At 68.7% G+C, this 13,762-nt stretch carries 15 protein-coding genes; 7 read left to right on the plus strand and 8 right to left on the minus strand.

What is annotated here, in order from left to right:
• Position 1: 1 nt before the first annotated feature.
• The 4 genes from ACSFBM_RS30020 to ACSFBM_RS30035 all read left to right on the plus strand — a co-directional run bounded on the left by ACSFBM_RS30020 (position 2) and on the right by ACSFBM_RS30035 (position 2,833).
• Positions 2-619 (plus strand): glutathione S-transferase family protein, encoded by a 618-nt coding sequence (locus ACSFBM_RS30020; protein ID WP_435487645.1) that lies wholly within the window; start codon positions 2-4, stop codon positions 617-619.
• Between the two features lie 27 nt (positions 620-646).
• Positions 647-1,105: a type II 3-dehydroquinate dehydratase gene (locus ACSFBM_RS30025; protein WP_435487646.1), complete on the plus strand. Its 459-nt coding sequence runs from the start codon at positions 647-649 to the stop codon at positions 1,103-1,105.
• A gap of 8 nt (positions 1,106-1,113) precedes the next feature.
• Positions 1,114-2,055, plus strand: coding sequence for a 2-hydroxyacid dehydrogenase (locus tag ACSFBM_RS30030; protein WP_435487647.1), 942 nt, complete (start codon positions 1,114-1,116; stop codon positions 2,053-2,055).
• Positions 2,056-2,338: 283 nt separating this feature from the next.
• Positions 2,339-2,833: a pentapeptide repeat-containing protein gene (locus ACSFBM_RS30035; protein ID WP_435487648.1), complete on the plus strand. Its 495-nt coding sequence runs from the start codon at positions 2,339-2,341 to the stop codon at positions 2,831-2,833.
• A 33-nt stretch (positions 2,834-2,866) separates the two neighbouring features.
• On the opposite strand, the gene ACSFBM_RS30040 is transcribed toward ACSFBM_RS30035, so the two are convergent.
• The 8 genes from ACSFBM_RS30040 to ACSFBM_RS30075 all read right to left on the minus strand — a co-directional run bounded on the left by ACSFBM_RS30040 (position 2,867) and on the right by ACSFBM_RS30075 (position 10,753).
• On the minus strand, positions 2,867-3,661 hold the full coding sequence (locus tag ACSFBM_RS30040) for a transporter substrate-binding domain-containing protein (protein WP_435439218.1): 795 nt from the start codon (positions 3,659-3,661) through the stop codon (positions 2,867-2,869).
• A gap of 35 nt (positions 3,662-3,696) precedes the next feature.
• Entirely contained in the window at positions 3,697-4,479 is a 783-nt protein-coding gene (locus ACSFBM_RS30045) for a maleate cis-trans isomerase family protein (RefSeq protein WP_435487649.1), read from the minus strand.
• Positions 4,480-4,507: 28 nt separating this feature from the next.
• Entirely contained in the window at positions 4,508-5,326 is an 819-nt protein-coding gene (locus tag ACSFBM_RS30050) for an ABC transporter permease (RefSeq protein WP_435487650.1), read from the minus strand.
• A gap of 1 nt (position 5,327) precedes the next feature.
• Positions 5,328-6,194, minus strand: a complete 867-nt coding sequence (locus ACSFBM_RS30055; RefSeq protein ID WP_435487651.1) for an ABC transporter permease — start codon at positions 6,192-6,194, stop codon at positions 5,328-5,330.
• Positions 6,195-6,210: 16 nt separating this feature from the next.
• On the minus strand, positions 6,211-7,251 hold the full coding sequence (locus tag ACSFBM_RS30060; RefSeq protein ID WP_435487652.1) for an ABC transporter substrate-binding protein: 1,041 nt from the start codon (positions 7,249-7,251) through the stop codon (positions 6,211-6,213).
• Positions 7,252-7,311: 60 nt separating this feature from the next.
• Positions 7,312-7,836 (minus strand): flavin reductase family protein, encoded by a 525-nt coding sequence (locus ACSFBM_RS30065; RefSeq protein WP_435487653.1) that lies wholly within the window; start codon positions 7,834-7,836, stop codon positions 7,312-7,314.
• Positions 7,833-9,287, minus strand: coding sequence for a 4-hydroxyphenylacetate 3-hydroxylase family protein (locus tag ACSFBM_RS30070; RefSeq protein WP_435487654.1), 1,455 nt, complete (start codon positions 9,285-9,287; stop codon positions 7,833-7,835). The genes ACSFBM_RS30065 and ACSFBM_RS30070 overlap by 4 nt, the downstream gene beginning before the upstream one ends.
• Positions 9,288-9,481: 194 nt before the next feature.
• Positions 9,482-10,753 carry a LysR substrate-binding domain-containing protein gene (locus tag ACSFBM_RS30075; protein ID WP_435487655.1) on the minus strand — a complete coding sequence of 424 codons (1,272 nt, stop codon included), beginning with the start codon at positions 10,751-10,753 and terminating at the stop codon, positions 9,482-9,484.
• Positions 10,754-10,891: 138 nt separating this feature from the next.
• Here ACSFBM_RS30075 and ACSFBM_RS30080 point away from each other — a divergent pair, with 138 nt between their 5' ends.
• Genes ACSFBM_RS30080 through ligK form a run of 3 tightly spaced genes read left to right on the plus strand, consistent with a single transcriptional unit; the run spans position 10,892 to position 13,759 of the window.
• The gene (locus ACSFBM_RS30080; protein WP_435487757.1) at positions 10,892-12,031 is read left to right on the plus strand and encodes a 4-oxalomesaconate tautomerase; all 1,140 of its coding nucleotides are present in this window, start codon (positions 10,892-10,894) and stop codon (positions 12,029-12,031) included.
• Positions 12,028-13,056, plus strand: coding sequence for an amidohydrolase family protein (locus ACSFBM_RS30085; RefSeq protein WP_435487656.1), 1,029 nt, complete (start codon positions 12,028-12,030; stop codon positions 13,054-13,056). Before ACSFBM_RS30080 ends, ACSFBM_RS30085 begins: the two co-directional genes overlap by 4 nt.
• A 1-nt stretch (position 13,057) precedes the next feature.
• Positions 13,058-13,759 (plus strand): 4-carboxy-4-hydroxy-2-oxoadipate aldolase/oxaloacetate decarboxylase, encoded by a 702-nt coding sequence (gene ligK, locus ACSFBM_RS30090; RefSeq protein WP_435487657.1) that lies wholly within the window; start codon positions 13,058-13,060, stop codon positions 13,757-13,759.
• Positions 13,760-13,762 lie beyond the last annotated feature (3 nt).

A 13,762-nucleotide genomic window follows, 5' to 3' on the forward strand; every position in this document is an offset into this window, starting at 1 on the left:
CATGAAACTCCAGCTCTTCCACGCCCCCACCTCCCCCTACGTGCGCAAGGTGATGGCCGCCGCCGCGCTGCTCGGCCTGGCCGATCGCATCGAACGCCTGCCGAGCGCCGCGCACCCGGTGCGCCGCGACGACCGCATCGCCGGCTTCAACCCGCTGGCCAAGGTGCCGGCCGCGCTGGGCGACGACGGCCAGCCGCTGTACGACAGCCGCGTGATCTGCGAGTACCTCGACCATGCCGGCGGCGGGCTGCTCTTTCCGGCGCCCGGCCCCGCCCGCTGGCGCGCCCTGGTGCTGCAGGCGCTGGGCGACGGCCTGCTCGACGCCGCGCTGCTCGCGCGCTACGAGCGCACCGCGCGGCCCGACGCCGTGCAGTCGCAGGACTGGTACGACGCGCAACTCACCAAGATCGGCCATGCGCTCGACGCCATCGAACGCGAGGCGCCCGCGCTGTCGGTCGACGCGCCCGGCATCGGCGAAGTGACGCTGGGCTGCGCGCTCGGCTACCTCGACTTTCGCTTCGCCCCCCTGCCCTGGCGCGAAGGCCGGCCGCAAGCCGCCGCCTGGTTCGCCCGCTTCGACGCCACGCCCGCCATGGCCGCCACGCGCCCGCACGACTGACAGCCTCACGCCACGGAGCAACACCCGATGACCCCTGCCGCCCTTCCCACCGTCTTCTTCCTGAACGGCCCCAACGCCAACCTCTACGGGCTCGACAAGAGCGGCGTCTACGGCAGCGACAGCTTTGCCGACATCCGCGAGCGCTGCCTGCGCCACGCCGGCACGCTCGGGCTGCAGCTGGACTTTCGCCAGTCGAACCACGAAGGCGTGCTGGTCGACTGGATCCAGGAGGCGCGCGGCGCGGCCGGCGGCATCGTCATCAACGCGGCCGGCCTCACCTACACCTCGGTCGCCATCCTCGATGCGCTGCTGGCCTTCGACGGCCCGATCATCGAGGCGCACATGAGCAACATCTGGAAGCGCGAGCCCTTCCGCCATCACTCGTACGTGTCGCGCGCGGCCAGCGGCGTGGTCGCCGGGCTGGGCGTGCTGGGCTACGAACTCGCGCTCTCGGCCGTCGCCCGCTTGCTGCCGGCCAGGGATTGACCGGCACGATGACGCCCCACCCGCACACCCTCGTCTTTCACAGCGACTTCGACAGCCTCGACGAATGGCGCGCCGCGCTCGGTGCCGCGCTGCCGGGGCTGCCCGTGCTGCACACCGGGGACATCGAAGACCCCGACAGCGTGCGCTACGCGCTGGTGTGGAAGCCGCCGCAGGGCTTCTTCGCGCGCTTCCGCAAGCTGCAACTGGTCGTCAACCTCGGTGCCGGCGTCGACTCGCTCGTCGGCCGCGCCGACCTGCCCGAGGTGCCCATCACCCGCCTGTCCGACCCCGACATGGCACGCATGATGGCCGGCTATGTGCTGTTAGCGGTGATGCGCCATGCGCGCGACATCGTGTTCTTCGAGCGTGCGCAGCGCGAAGGCCGCTGGGCCTACAGGCATCCGCGCAGCCCCGAAAGCACACGCGTCGGTGTGCTGGGCCTGGGCGAACTGGGCAGCCGGGCCGCGAGCGAACTCGCACGCCAGGGCTTCGCGGTGCGCGGCTGGTCGCGCAGCCCGCGCGGCATCGACGGTGTCGACTGCCGCCATGGCGATGCGGCGCTGCCCGGCTTCCTGGAAGGCTGCGACATCCTGGTGGTGATGCTGCCGCTCACGCCGCAGACGAACCGGCTCATCGGCGCGGCGCAACTCGCGCTGCTGCCCCGGGGCTGCTGCGTGGTGAACGTGTCGCGCGGCCAGGTCATCGAACAGGACGCGCTGGTCGCCGCACTGCAGTCGGGCCATGTGGCCGAGGCCACGCTCGACGTGTTCGAGAAGGAGCCCCTGCCGCCGGGCCACCCGCTCTGGGCCATGGACAACGTGCTCATCACGCCGCACCTGGCCTCGGTCGCGCTGCCCGCCTCGGCGGCGCGGCAGATCGCGGACAACATCCGGCGCATCGACGCGGGCGAGGACGTGGCGCACCGGGTGGACCTGTCGCGCGGGTATTGAGCGGCCTGGGCACTTGTCGTCAGTGATGCCCACCCGTGCGCCTCTCGTGCGTTTTTCACGTTGTTCGCGGCCGATCCCTGGCGTGATGGGCGTTTGACCATTGTTTGCAACGGTGCGAAAGCAACCGGCCACAGACTGCGGGCCCGTCACTCATCACACAGGCTCAACGCGTGCCTCCATCTCATTTCTTCCGCAGCCTCGCGACTGCCGCTTCGCTCGATCAGCCGATACCTTCAGCACCGCAGCGCGGTCGTCGAACCGCTCAAAGCCGGAGCCGCCTGGCATGAGCGCCCTTCTCCTCATCCAGGCCCATGACAAATGGCGCAAAGGCATCGGCGGTGCGCCGGCCGGCGTCGCAGGCCAGAGCGCCGGCAACGCCTATGCGGGGCTGGACCTGAACCTGATCACGTTCACGGCCAGCACCTTCAGCGGCAGCAGCTTCATCTCAACCTCTTTGCAGGATGCGGTGTGGACCGGATGCCGGTTCAGCGGCTGTTCGTTCCGGCAATGCGACATGCGGCGCATTGCCATCAGCGGGTGCACCTTCGTCAATTGCACCTTCGCCGGCACGCAACTCAACGCCAGCAAGCTCAGCGACTGCGCGTTCCGCCAGTGCGACTGGACAGACCTGAATTTCGACGCCAGCCGCTGGACACAGGTGAACCTGCTCGATTGCACCGGTGCACGCCTGAACGCCACCGACCTTCAGGGCGAACAGGTCGACTTCACAGGAAGCCGGTTCCAGGACATGCACCTGACCAACGCGCGGATCAACTGATCCGCCGGAAGAACCTGGCGCGGACTTTCAGGCTCACTGCGGCAGGTCCCCCGCCGGCCGCTTGAGCCACTTCATCGACAGCCGCTCCACCTCGCCCGACTTGCGCGCCTCGCGCACGATCTGGTCCACCCGGTCGCGCAGTGCGTCGTCGCCCTTCGGAATGCCGATGAAGTTCGGGCTCTGGCTGATCGGCAGCTTGTACTCGATGGCCATCTGGGGCGTGCGGCGCAGCATCGCCTCCACCGCCGGCTGGCTGATGCCCACCGCCTGCACCTGGCCCGACGCGAAGGCCGACATGGTGGCCGAGTGGTCCTCGAAGCGCATCACGCTGGCGCCCTGCGGCAGCATGCCGGTGAGCGTCTGGTCCTCGATGGTGCCGCGCGTCACGCCGATGCTCTTGCCCGCGAGGTCGGCCATGGTCTTGATCGATGCCTCCTTCGCCGCGTACACACCGCTGATGAAGGGCGAGTAGGCAGCGGCGCTGAAGTCGATGACCTTCTCGCGCTCCGGGTTGCGTGCCATGGTCGACACCATCAGGTCGACCTTGCGCGTCTGCAGGTAGGGAATGCGGTTGGTGCTGGTCACGGGAATCAGCTCGGCACGCGCGCCGAGCGCGGCGGCGATGTGGTTCGCCATGTCGACATCCAGGCCCTGCGGCTTCATGTCGGTGCCCACGAAACCGTAGGGCGGATAGTCCGCCGGCACGCCGATGCGCACCACGCGCGCCTTGGCGATCTGGTCGAGCGCCGACTGCGCGTGCGCCATGCCGGCGAATGCCATCGCACCCGACAGCGCGCACACCAGGAAAACCCGCTTTTGCATCTTCATGGACATCTCCGGAGAACAGTGAAAAAGAAAAAAGCTCAGCACCCCGGCGCAAGCCGGCGGTCGAACAGGCGGCCATAACCCGGCCGTGCGCCGTTCACGTCCAGCACCTCGAGGCAATGCCAGAACGAGGCCTGCACGGCCGAGATCACGGGCTTGCCCAGTGCCTGCTCCAGCGCGGCGATGGCGCCGACCGACCGGAAGTTGGTGCAGCTGATGAAGATGGCGCTGGCCTCCGGGTGGTCGACCGCGCGCACCAGGTCGTACACCTGTTCCAGCGGCACCTCGGCCAGCGCGCGGTCCTGGTCGATGCCGAGGTTCGCGTGGCGCAGCACCGGGTGGCCGTTCTCTTCCAGGAAGCGGATGGCGCGCTCGTGAATGGCCGGCACGTAGGGCGTGGCCAGCGCGACCTTGCCCGCGCCCACCTCGCGCAGCGCCGCCAGCGTGGCGGTCGATGCGGTGGTGGCCCTGCTGGGCCCGGGCACCCACTGCTTCATCTTCGCAAGCAGCGCCTGGTCATAGGCCGTGCCGTGCAGAAAGGAAGCGCTGGTGCCGCCGAAGCACAGCACGTCGATGGGCGCCGAGCCCACGAGGCGCGCGGCCTGCTCGAGCTCGGGCGAGCGCATCATTTCCTCGATGCCCTCGACCGTGACCTTCGGCAGCTTGATGCGCGTGGTGTGCACCGCCACGCCGGGCGCGGACATGGCGGCCATCTCGGCGTCCATGACGATGCTCGAGGCGATGTAGATCAGGCCGATGCGCGCGAGCGTGCCGGAGCCGTCGGGCTGGAATGCGGGGCGGGTGGTGGAGATGTCGTTCATGGGGGTGTGTGAAGCACGAATCGAACCGCTAGCGCGGCGCCTCGATGTTGAGCACGCGGCCCAGGCCGAGAAAGCTGTTCGCGACGATGAGGATCAGCGCGGTCACGGCGATGTAGATCACCGAGAGCGCCGCCAGCGTGGGGTCGGCGTATTCGCGCACATAGTTGTACATGGCCACCGGCAGCGTCTGCGTGGCCTGCGTGGTCACGAAGAGCGAGGCCGTGAACTCGTTGAAGGACATGATGGCCGCGAACAGCCAGCCGCCGAACAGGCCCGGTGCCAGCAGCGGCAGCGTCACCGTCCACAGCACGCGCAGCGGCGATGCGCCCAGGCTGGCCGCGGCCAGCTCCAGCCGCTGCTCCAGGTTCTCCAGCGACACGTACACGCTGCGCATGACGAAAGGCAGCACCAGCACCACGTGGCACGTCACGACCGATCCGTAGCCGCGCGACACGTCGAACTGCGAGGCCAGGATCAACAGCCCGAGCCCGATGGTGAAGTGCGGAATGACCAGCGGCGACAGCAGCAGCGACTGCAGCGTGCGCTTGCCCGGAAAGTCGTGCCGCTTCACGGCGATGGCCAGCATGGTGCCCACGGCCACCGCGATGGTCGAAGCCCACGCCGTCACGATCAGGCTGGCGCGCAGGCCGGTCTGGAAGTCGCTGTAGTCCAGCGCGCGCGCAAACCAGCGCCACGACCAGGCCTGCGGCGGAAAGCTCAGGATGGCGCGGTCGTTGAAGGCGGCCATCGTCACCACCACCACCGGCAGCAGCACGAACCCCAGAATGGCCAGCACCAGCACGCTGCCGGTTGCGCGCAAGAGGCGCAGATACAGGGCGTACGGCATCTCAGTGCCCTCCCATGCGTTCGAGTCTGCGGGTCGCACGGCCCAGCAGCGCGATGGCGCCGAAGGTCAGCACCAGCCCGGCGATGCTCAGGCTGGCCGCGAACGGGAAGTTGAGCGACGAAAAGCCCAGCTGGTAGACCATGGTCGACACCGTGCCCACGCGCCCGCCGCCGATGAGCTGCGGCGTGGCGAAGGCACTGAAGGTCCAGGCGAAGGCGGTGGTCACGCTGGCCACGATGCCGGGCATCGACAGCGGCAGCGTCACCGTGGCAAAGGTGCGCAACGGGCCCGCGCCCAGGCTCTGCGCGGCCTTCTCGAAGTCGCGGTCGATGTGCGAGAGGCCCGCGGCCAGCATCAGCACCACCACCGGCAAGGTCACGTGCACCAGCGCCAGCACCACGCCGAAGGAGGTGAACATCATCTGCAGCGGCTGCGCAATGACGCCCAGCTTCATCAGCATGCTGTTGATGAAGCCCGCGTTGCCCAGCACGATGATCCACGAGTAGGTGCGCACCACCTCGCCCAGGAACAGCGGCGTGACCGAAATGATGAGGATGGCCGACTTCAGCAGCCGCTGGCGCACCCGCACCAGCGCATAGGCCAGCGGGTAGCCCAGCAGCAGCGTGAAGAATGCGGTTTGTGCGCTCAGCCACACCGTGGTCCAGAAGGCGTTGGCGTAGATGGGCTTGAGCAGGTCGGTGAAGTTGGCGAAGGTCCATCCGCCCACCTCGAGCGAGCCCGGCACGTAGGCCCGCACGCTGTACTGGAACACCGCGAACATCGCGGCGCACAGCACGAAGGCGGCGAGCACCGCGGGCGCGATGAACCAGGGAAGAAAGGCCGGGCGGGGGGCGGTGCTCGCGCTCATGTGCAGTTCGACGGGTTCAGCGGGCGATGATGTTTTCGGTGAACCACTTGCGCCACTCGGCCGTCTTCTCGGCGCGCAGCTTGTTGTCGATCACGATGGCCTGGGTGTTCCACTGCTCGGGCGTGGTGAACACGCCGGGCAGTGCGGCCGTTTCCTTGCTGACCTTCACGCCCGTGACCACCGGGCTGGCCTTCTTCATCTCGACGATCTTGGCCTGCACCTCGGGCGACAGCGCGATGTTCATGAACTTGTAGGCCAGCTCGGTGTTCTTCGAGCCCGCCATCACGCCCATGGTGTCCACGCCCAGCACGGCGCCTTCCTTCGGAATGCTCACCTTGATGGGCACGCCCTGGCCGATCATGTAGTACGCGTTCATCGACAGCAGCACCTGCACGGGCGTCTCGCCGGTGGACAGCAGCTGCTGGCTGTTGGCGTCGTTCGTGTAGAAGGACTTGAACGAGGGCTTGAGCGCCAGCAGCTTGGCCTGACCCTTCTCCCACGTGGCCGCGTCACCGCCTGACAGCTTGGCAGCCACCGTGATGATGTGGCTCGGGTCGAAGTCGGGCGCCGACAGCATGCCCTTGAGCTTGGGGTTCCACAGGTCTTCCCAGCTGGTGAAGGCGATGTCCTTGGGCACCAGGTCGGGCCGGTAGCCGATGGTGTACACGTAGGCCCACGAGCCGATGTGGAACGGGCTCACCTTTGCCTGAGGCACGAGGTTGGCCGAGTTGGGAATCTTCGCGAAGTCGAGCGGCGCAAAGAGCTTGTCCTGCGCGTACAGCCAGCCCACGTGCGCCGTGGTGAAGGTGATGTCCACGGCGGAGCCCTTGTCGAGCTTGGCCTTGTTGAGCCGGTCGATGGTGCCGCCGGTCACGTATTCCACCGGCACGCCGGTTTCCTTGGTGAACTGCTTGCCGATGGCATCGTCGATCAGGTCGCGGAAGCTGCCGCCCCAGGTGCTGATGACCAGCTTGTCGGCCGCCTGTGCGGTGCCCGAGATCAGCGTGGCCGCGAGGGCCACGAGGCTCAGGGCCTGCTTGAACGTGAACGTGCGCATTCGAAAAACTCCTCGTTGCTGTGGATGGAAAAAAAGGGGCGCGAGCCGGTGGCGGCGTGCTCAGTGGTTCGCGTGGGCAATGCGCTGGTAACGCTGCTGGCTGAAGGCCAGCGGCGGCGTGGGGCTCGTGCGCACGTCGACCACCCGGCCGATCAGGATGCGGTGCGTGCCGAAGTCGAACACCTGCGCCAGCTCGCAGTCGAAGTTGCACAGCGCGTCTTCCAGCGCCGGCGCGCCGGTGGCCATGGCGCTCCACGACGCCGCGGCGAAGCGGTCTTCGCGCAGCGCCGGAATCAGCCCGGCAAAGCTGTCGGCCACGCGGTGCTGCGGCTCGGCCAGCACGTTGGCCACGAACACGCCGTTGTCCAGCAGGCAGGGCAGCGCGCGGTTGTCGCGGTGCACGCAGGCGATGACCGAGGGCGGCTCCATCGACAGCGACGACATGCTCGACACCGTGATGCCCGCGCGGCCGCGCACGCCGTCGGTGGTGAGCACCGTGACACCCGAGACCGTGCCGCGCATCGCCTCGCGAAAGCGCTGGCCGAGCAGGTCGGGCACCGACGCCGAGGGCGCCGCGGCGCTCATGCCTTCTGGCCCAGGACCGTGTCGGACAGGCCGGCCGACTTCTTCACGAAATCCAGCGGGCCGGCGAAGTCGAAGCTGTTGTAGACCGCGTTCAGGTGACTGAAATGCGGCGCCTGCGCGAACTGCACGAAAGCCAGGCGGTGGCCGGCGTAGTCGGAGTTGAGCAGGTCGCGGGCAAAGGCCAGCAGCTTGCGGCGGTCGTCCGCGCCCCATTGCTGGTTGAGCGTGTAGAACTTGTTCAGCCAGTCGCCGCTTTCGCCGTGCTGGAAGGCCGCGGCGTTGGGCGTCACGCAGAGCTGGCCGCCGCAGAGTTCGCGCGCCGCATGCATCATCTGCGGCAGCTGCGAGCAGGCCAGCACGCGGCCCGCATACAGAATGGACTGGTGCGGCATCAGCAGGCCGGCCGGGCTCTTCTGCGCCAGCGCGATCGAGGCCGTCAGGTGGGCGTTGATGCCTTCGCGGTAGCACACCAGGTCGGCCAGCTTCTCACGCACGGACTGCAGCTTGTCCAGCCCGGTCTGCTTCGCGTTCCACATGGCCGCGCCGATCATCATGTCGGCCACGTACAGCAGGCGCAGCACGAACGGAAAGGCCGAGTAGCGGTGCAGCGTGGCGCGCACGTACTGGGCGGCCCTGGTGTGGCCGTAGAAGAACACGTCTTCCCAGGGAATGAGCACGTCGTCGAACACCACCAGCGACTCGACCTCGTCGAAGCGGTTCGACAGCGGGTAGTCCTGCGCGCTGGCGCGGCCCGCGAAGCCGGTGCGGCAGATGTGCTTCACGCCCGGCGCGCCCATCTTCACGATGCAGCCCAGCGCGTAGCTGGAAATCTTCTCGTTGGTCCAGGCGCCCACGGTGGGCTTCAGGAAGGCCTGGTCGGCGTAGGCCGAGGCGGTTTCGAACTTGGCGCCGCGAATGACGATGCCGGCGTCGGTTTCCCTGGTCACGTGGACCATCATGTCCGGGTCCTGGTCCTGCGGGGCCAGCGAGCGGTCGCCCTTGGGGTCGGTGTTGGCCGACACATGGAAGATGTCCTTGTCAACCACGTTGCGGATGTGGCGGTCGATGTTGTCGGCAAAGCGCGGGTCGATCTCGGCCAGCATGTCGCGGCCGTCCTGCAGCGACCACATCTCGCCCACGGTCTCGTCGCCCACCCGGGTGACCACGCCGCCGATGTCGCGCAGCACGGCGTCGACCGCGCCGACCTTGTCGTTCCAGTCCTTGGTTTCGGTCGGCGGCTTGTAGAACACCGACTTGGTCTCGCCGCCCTCGGTGTAGGTCAGCTGGCCGGCGTAGGCCTTTTCGTGCGCCATGTCGTACATGCGCGCCTTGACGTCCACGATGGGACGGAACGAGGGATGGGCCGTGACGTCGCCGACTTTCTGGCCGTCGATCCAGACCTCACGGCCGTCGCGCAGCCCTTCGCGGTACTGCTCGCCTGTACGAATCATGTGTGCACTCCAACGTGTTTTGCTTCAGTGGAGTCATGATGTCGGCGGGGGGTGGCTTCGTAAAATCGCCTTTTCCTTGGGGCTGCGTCGGTTTTTCCGATGCGGCCTGAAGCGCCGGGTTTCGGGCGCTTTCTTTCAGCTCTGTGCTTGGCGGCCGGTCCGACGATTCACGTCGGGCCATGCCGGAAGGCCGCTCAGAGCCTGGCAGCCACCACCTGCCGCACCGCATCGATCAGGGCCCTGGCGGCCGGCGACGCCAGCGCGCCCTTGCGCTGCGTGATGCCGATGCGCCGCCGGGTGCTCTCCAGCGGATGGTTGAGCACCACCAGCGCGCCGGTGCCGATCTCGTAGTGCAGCTGGTGCGCCGACATGGCGGTCACCATGTCGCTTTGCAGCAGCAGGCCGCGCAGCAGGGCCAGGTCGCCTGTTTCCACCGTGGGCACGGGAGCCATACGGCCCGCTTCGCGGAAGGCGCGCTCCAGCAACTCGCGCGACGGGGAGCCGGGGCGCGACAGCACCCATTGGGCCCGCTGCAGCGCCGCCCGCCCGATGCGCGGCAGCCCGGCCAGCGGATGGCCGGCGCGCACGATGAGCGAGATGCGGTCTTCGAACAGCGGCTCCTGCACCAGGTCCCTGGCTTCTTCCGGCGGGCGCAGCGCGCCGATGATGAAGTCGATGTCTCCGCTGCGCAGCGCGGCGGCCAGCGCCTCGTACGGACTTTCGACGGTGCTCACATGCAGCCGCGGGTGCCGCGCCACCAGCGCCGCGATGGCCGACGGCAGGATCAGCGTGCGCGACAGCGGCAGCGCGCCCACCGCCACGCGGCCCTCGACCGCGCCGCGCAAGGCCGCGAGGTCCGGCCCGATGCTGCGCAGCTCGGCCAGCGCGCGCTTGCAGCGAAAGGCCAGCAGGCTGCCCGCGCGCGTGGGCGTGACGCCGCGCGCCGTGCGCGTGAACAGCGTGCGGCCGGTGCGCGACTCCAGCTCGCGCACCAGCGCACTGAGGGCCGGCTGTGTCACACCGAAGGCGGCGGCCACCGCGGGCATGTTGTGCAGCTCCGACAGGCTGGCGAACAACGCAAGCCGGCGCGCACTGAACATCGACGCCAGCAGGCTGCGCGCCTCGATGGCCTGTGTCGGCGCCGCGGGGTCGCTGCCCGCGAGCTCCAGGCAGGCCGCCGCGAACTCCTGCTCCACCCGCTGGGCGCGCACGCGCACGGCCTCGCCGTAGACGTTCATGAGCATGCCGCGGGCCTTGCGCTCGAACAGCGACACGCCCAGGCACGCCTCCAGCTCCGCCACCGCCCGCGTCACGGCCGAGGCGACGCGAAACAGCGTGTCGGCCGCCTGCGTGACGCTGCCGGTGGCGGCCACGGCCGAGAAGGCCTGGAGATGCCGCAGGTTGAGTTGCAATGCGCCGCCCGCGTTCGTCGGCTTCTCGGTGTCGATAAGTTTCTTTGCCGCCATGCCGCGATTCTGCCGACCAGTGACGGATGCCATTCGCTCATTCAGTGTCAAGGGTTAACCCGATATCGATAAACAAATGAGAACGCAGTACGCGTGGAACTCAACCCGCCCGACGCCGTGTGCGCCGACACTGGACGCATGCCTTGCGAACCCTCCCCCGACCTGATTTCGCTGCCCTGCACATGGATGCGCGGCGGCACGTCGAAGGCGGCCTTCTTCCATGCGAAGGACCTGCCCGGCACCCCGGCTGAGCGGGACGCCCTGATCCTCGCCGCCATGGGCCACGCGGAGCCCCGGCAGATCGACGGCATCGGCGGCGGGCATCCGCTGACCACCAAGGTCGCGATCGTCTCGCCGTCCACCGACCCGCGCGCCGATGTGGACTACCTCTTTGGCCAGGTCGTGGCCACCGAGTCGCGCATCGACTACGCGCCGACCTGCGGCAACATCCTCTCGGCGGTCGGTCCCTTCGCGCTGGACGAAGGCCTGGTGCCTGCGCAAGACGGCCGGTCGACGGTGCGCATCCGCATGGTGAACACGGCTTCGTATTGCGATGCGGTGGTGCAGACGCCCGGCGGCCGCGTGCGCTACGGCGGCGACACGGCCATCAGCGGCGTGCCCGGGCACGGCGCGCCGGTGGAGCTGCGCTTCTCAGACATCCTCGGCTCCAGCTGCGGCGCGCTGCTGCCCACGGGCGAAGCGCGCGAACGCATCGACGGCGTCGAGGTGACCTGCATCGACAACGGCATGCCGGTGGTGCTGATGCGCGCGGCCGACCTCGGCGCCACCGGGCGCGAGACGCCGGCCGAACTCGACGCGAACACGGCGCTGAAGGCGCGCATCGAATCGATCCGCCTGCAGGCCGGCGAGCGCATGGGCCTGGGCGACGTCAGCGCCAAGGTGGTGCCCAAGATGACGCTGGTCTCGGCCGCGCTGGCCGGTGGCGCGCTGAACACGCGCACCTTCATTCCGCGCAAATGCCATGACGCCATCGGCGTGCTGGGCGCGGTGTCGGTGGCGTCGGCCTGCGTGGTGCCGGGCACCGTGATGGACGGGCTGTATGCCATCGCGCCCGATGCAACGCCCGGCCCGGCGCAACGCCTGCACGACCTGTCGGTGGAACACCCGACCGGCGAATTCACCGTGCGCCTGTTCATGGACGCGAGCGGCCACGGCATCGCCGGCGCCGCGCTGCTGCGCACCGCGCGGCCGCTGTTCCGCGGACACGTTCTGGCGCCCGGCGCAGCCCCCCATCCAAACTCAACGGAGACCCCGTGATCATCGATTGCCACGGCCACTACACGACCGCCCCCGCCGCGCTGGAAACATGGCGCAAGCGCCAGATCGCCAGCCTGGGCAACCCGGGCGAAGCGCCCTCTGCCGCGTCATTGCGCATCAGCGACGACGAGCTGCGCGAATCCATCGAGCAGAACCAGCTGCACAAGATGCGCGAGCGCGGCAGCGACCTGACCATCTTCTCGCCGCGTGCCAGCTTCATGGCGCACCACATCGGCGGCTTCGAGACCAGCGCCACCTGGGCCGCCCTCTGCAACGAGCTGTGCCACCGCGTGGCGCAGCTGTTTCCCGACCACTTCGTGGGCGCCGCCATGCTGCCGCAGTCGCCGGGCGTGGACCCGCGCACATGCATTCCCGAGCTGGAACGCTGCGTGCAGGACTACGGCTTCGTAGGCATCAACCTGAACCCCGACCCCTCGGGCGGGCACTGGACCTCGCCGCCGCTGTCCGACCGCCACTGGTACCCGCTGTACGAAAAGATGGTGGAGCACGACATTCCGGCCATGGTGCACGTGAGCACCAGCTGCAACGACTGCTTCCACACCACCGGGGCGCACTACCTGAACGCGGACACCACCGCCTTCATGCAGTGCCTGACCTCCGACCTGTTCACCGACTTCCCCACGCTGCGCTTCGTGATTCCGCACGGCGGCGGCGCGGTGCCCTACCACTGGGGCCGCTTCAGGGGCCTGGCACAGGAGATGAAGAAGCCGCTGCTCAAAGACCACCTGCTGAACAACATCTTCTTCGACACCTGCGTGTACCACCAGCCGGGCATCGACCTGCTCACGCGCGTGATTCCGATCGACAACATCCTGTTCGCGAGCGAGATGATCGGCGCGGTGCGCGGCATCGACCCCGAGACCGGTTTTCCCTACGACGACACGCGCCGCTACATCGACGCCGCCACCACGCTGGACGCCGCCGCGCGCCACCAGATCTACGAAGGCAACGCGCGCCGCGTCTACCCGCGGCTGGACCGCGCACTCCAAGCCAAGGGCCTCTGACATGACCACCACTTCCACCCCTCAGCAGCTCGGCGTCGTGCATCGCACCATCGAGCGCGCCGACCCGGCCGCGGTCGAGAAGCTCTCGCGCTTCGGCGTGTCCACCGTGCACGAGGCACTGGGCCGGCTCGGGCTGATGCAGCCGCGCATCCGCCCGATCCACCCCGACGCACGCTTCTGCGGGCCGGCCGTCACCGTGCTGCTGCAGCCCGGCGACAACTGGATGCTGCATGTGGCGGCCGAGCAGATCCGCCCCGGCGACGTGGTGGTGGCCGCGTGCACCAGCGACAGCACCGACGGCTTCTTCGGCGACCTTCTGGCCACGTCTTTCAAGGCGCGCGGCTGCATGGGCCTGGTGATCGACGGCGGCGTGCGCGACGTGCGCGACCTCCACGCGATGAACTTCCCGGTGTTCAGCCGCGCCATCCACGCCAAGGGCACCATCAAGGCCACGCTCGGCTCGGTCAACGTGCCGGTGGTGTGCGCGGGCGCGCTGGTGCACCCGGGCGACGTGATCGTGGCCGACATCGACGGCGTGGTGGTGGTGCCGGCCGCGCGCGCGCAGGAGGTGGCCGATGCAGCCGAGGCCCGCGAGTCCAACGAAACCACCAAACGCGCGCGCTTCGCGGCAGGCGAGCTCGGGCTGGACATGTACGGCATGCGCGAGCCACTGGCCAAGGCCGGACTGCGCTACGTCGACTGAAGC

The organism is Variovorax pasteuri (genome assembly GCF_051216435.1).
GTDB lineage: Bacteria > Pseudomonadota > Gammaproteobacteria > Burkholderiales > Burkholderiaceae_C > Variovorax.

What these genes read in the sequence shown, in the direction of transcription:
- ACSFBM_RS30020 (WP_435487645.1), top strand. Translation starts at nt 2, where the DNA reads ATGAAACTCCAGCTCTTCCACGCCCCCACCTCCCCCTACGTGCGCAAG.
- ACSFBM_RS30025 (WP_435487646.1), top strand. Translation starts at nt 647, where the DNA reads ATGACCCCTGCCGCCCTTCCCACCGTCTTCTTCCTGAACGGCCCCAAC.
- ACSFBM_RS30030 (WP_435487647.1), top strand. Translation starts at nt 1,114, where the DNA reads ATGACGCCCCACCCGCACACCCTCGTCTTTCACAGCGACTTCGACAGC.
- ACSFBM_RS30035 (WP_435487648.1), top strand. Translation starts at nt 2,339, where the DNA reads ATGAGCGCCCTTCTCCTCATCCAGGCCCATGACAAATGGCGCAAAGGC.
- ACSFBM_RS30040 (WP_435439218.1), bottom strand. Translation starts at nt 3,661, where the DNA reads ATGAAGATGCAAAAGCGGGTTTTCCTGGTGTGCGCGCTGTCGGGTGCG.
- ACSFBM_RS30045 (WP_435487649.1), bottom strand. Translation starts at nt 4,479, where the DNA reads ATGAACGACATCTCCACCACCCGCCCCGCATTCCAGCCCGACGGCTCC.
- ACSFBM_RS30050 (WP_435487650.1), bottom strand. Translation starts at nt 5,326, where the DNA reads ATGCCGTACGCCCTGTATCTGCGCCTCTTGCGCGCAACCGGCAGCGTG.
- ACSFBM_RS30055 (WP_435487651.1), bottom strand. Translation starts at nt 6,194, where the DNA reads ATGAGCGCGAGCACCGCCCCCCGCCCGGCCTTTCTTCCCTGGTTCATC.
- ACSFBM_RS30060 (WP_435487652.1), bottom strand. Translation starts at nt 7,251, where the DNA reads ATGCGCACGTTCACGTTCAAGCAGGCCCTGAGCCTCGTGGCCCTCGCG.
- ACSFBM_RS30065 (WP_435487653.1), bottom strand. Translation starts at nt 7,836, where the DNA reads ATGAGCGCCGCGGCGCCCTCGGCGTCGGTGCCCGACCTGCTCGGCCAG.
- ACSFBM_RS30070 (WP_435487654.1), bottom strand. Translation starts at nt 9,287, where the DNA reads ATGATTCGTACAGGCGAGCAGTACCGCGAAGGGCTGCGCGACGGCCGT.
- ACSFBM_RS30075 (WP_435487655.1), bottom strand. Translation starts at nt 10,753, where the DNA reads ATGGCGGCAAAGAAACTTATCGACACCGAGAAGCCGACGAACGCGGGC.
- ACSFBM_RS30080 (WP_435487757.1), top strand. Translation starts at nt 10,892, where the DNA reads ATGCCTTGCGAACCCTCCCCCGACCTGATTTCGCTGCCCTGCACATGG.
- ligK (WP_435487657.1), top strand. Translation starts at nt 13,058, where the DNA reads ATGACCACCACTTCCACCCCTCAGCAGCTCGGCGTCGTGCATCGCACC.